Here is a 1,579-nt window from a genome sequence, read left to right as displayed (position 1 = left end):
CTCCCGTCTTTGCCATCGACACCGGCGCCCTGGGCGGCATGTATGCCGGCAAAATCACCCTGATTGCCGCCGATGCCGGCAGCGGCATCCGCAACGCCGGCAAGATTTACGCCGGTGCCGGCGGCGTGACCCTCAGCGCCGACGGACAGCTGGCCAACAGCGGCACGGTTGCCGCCCAAGAAGGCGGCGCCCTGCGTCTTAACGCCGGCCAAACCGACAACAGTGGCACCCTTTACGCCCACGGCCAAAGCAGCATCGACAGCAAAAGCAGCCTGAACAACTAAGCCTGAAAATTATACAGAAAATGGAAAGGTTGTGGGTTTAATATCAGATTTTGGAGCAGTAAAATTTATTATGTACACTAATCCAAAACAAAATCAAATATTGAAAACTAGATTTATTATCGAATAAATAGAAAGCCGTCTTATGTATAGTAATAAATTAATAACCCTTTTTTTTCTATTGCCTTTATTGTGCCATGCAGTTGAGTTTGATGAAACTCTATATAACGACTGTAAAGATAGACCTATGTTATGTGCTGCTAGAATTTATTCTCCCAAAGGCAATAACTATAAATCTATATGGTATGACGACAATGGCAAGTTAGCATTTATAGCCTTTACTAATCAACAAATGGAAAATCAAGGTCGCCCATCTCTAGCGATGTTTATTAGTGATGACAAAATATCTGATACCAATATTGATGAATTTTTAGCATCTTTCGATCCTGATAAATATCGAATATTTCATGATCCAAGATATAAATTTTTACCATTAGTATGTCGAACTCATTGTGATCCTTATTCTCTTTTTAATATTGATAACAAATTTAAACCTGATGAGAAAGATAAAATCTTTTTTTCAATCCCGACAGATGACATAGATTTTTATAAGAGTTTTTATTTAAATAAGGATTATATAGAAGGTATATATCCTAATTAAATGTGTTAATCTTTATTAGGTAGTGATGGTTTTGTCATGTGGCTTAGGCGCAATTGATTATGTGGTATGCCTCCGCAGATCAAAAAAACAGGGCAACCTCTAGCAATATTCAACGATTTATTCCTGCAAACTTACCTAGTATTGGAGATTCATTTAATGCCATTCCATCTTATCAATAAAAATCTAAATACCATATTTGGTTGTATGGTAATTATGTTTGGGATTTGTTTTGCATTATTGATAACAGAAGCTCAACAAGAAGGTAAATTAGGTTACAAAACGGATAATAGAGAAAGAGTGCAAAGGATATTCTCTGAAATACCGACTATGGTTGAACCATATCAAGTATCTGATAGCAATTCATTTACAAGAGGTCCTACAACTTTTGTGACTTTTTATGTTAAAGGTTCGGACTCTGAACTAGAAAAATTAGCTCTGATTGCAAACTCTAGGCATGGATAAAGATACTGCACAATGGGCAGTCCTAGCGGCCGCATTCTCGGCGCCGGCGAAACCCGCATCCGCAGCGCCCATATCGGCAACAGCGGTCAAATCGACGGCGGCCGTCTCGACATCGCCGCCCCCGTATTGGACAACAGCGGCCGCATCAGCCAAAGCGGCAGTCGGGATCTCACCG

At 40.7% G+C, this 1,579-nt stretch carries 2 protein-coding genes and 1 pseudogene; all 3 read left to right on the top strand.

All coding sequences use genetic code 11. The features are described 5' to 3' along the window. Positions 1–177, top strand: a pseudogene (locus OP500_RS11270) (hypothetical protein); the annotation flags it as partial. Between the two features lie 249 nt (positions 178–426). Continuing rightward, on the top strand, positions 427–942 hold the full coding sequence (locus tag OP500_RS11165; protein WP_238748022.1) for a hypothetical protein: 516 nt from the start codon (positions 427–429) through the stop codon (positions 940–942). Between the two features lie 66 nt (positions 943–1,008). Then, a complete protein-coding gene (locus OP500_RS11160; protein WP_143095744.1) occupies positions 1,009–1,404 on the top strand; it encodes a hypothetical protein in 396 nt (131 codons plus the stop codon). Positions 1,405–1,579: the final 175 nt, after the last annotated feature.

It is taken from the genome of Kingella sp. SNUBH-2017 (assembly GCF_028680565.1).
Classification (GTDB): Bacteria; Pseudomonadota; Gammaproteobacteria; order Burkholderiales; family Neisseriaceae; genus Kingella_D; species Kingella_D pumchi.
Note: the sequence above shows the minus strand (reverse complement) of the source record. Positions and strands in the feature narration are given on the sequence as shown.